This window comes from Clostridioides sp. ES-S-0049-02, from assembly GCF_020658465.1.
GTDB lineage: Bacteria > Bacillota > Clostridia > Peptostreptococcales > Peptostreptococcaceae > Clostridioides.
In genome coordinates this window covers 1-256 of sequence record NZ_JACVWG010000086.1, presented here as the reverse complement: position 1 = coordinate 256, position 256 = coordinate 1, and the positions used below count along the sequence as shown (strand labels likewise).

The 256-nt window shown below is 51.6% G+C and carries 1 tRNA gene and 1 rRNA gene; both read right to left on the bottom strand.

From position 1 onward, the window contains the following. Positions 1-47: 47 nt before the first annotated feature. Positions 48-122: transfer RNA gene (locus IC213_RS20790), tRNA-Asn, on the bottom strand. Between the two features lie 7 nt (positions 123-129). After that, positions 130-246, bottom strand: a 5S ribosomal RNA gene (rrf, locus tag IC213_RS20785). Positions 247-256 lie beyond the last annotated feature (10 nt).

The window sequence follows — 256 nt, the reverse complement described above, 5'->3', positions numbered from 1 at the left end:
GGATTTTAAGTCCTGTGCGTCTGCCAGTTCCGCCACTTCGGCTTTTTTGGCTCCAAGGGTGGGGCTCGAACCCACAGCCTACCGGTTAACAGCCGGTTGCTCCACCGTTGAGCTACCTTGGAATATTCAACGTGGCTACGTCCTACTCTCCCAGGCAGTTTCCCACCAAGTACCATCAGCGCTAGAGAGCTTAACTTCTGTGTTCGGAATGGGAACAGGTGTATCCTCTCTGCTATTGTAACCACATAATCTCTAT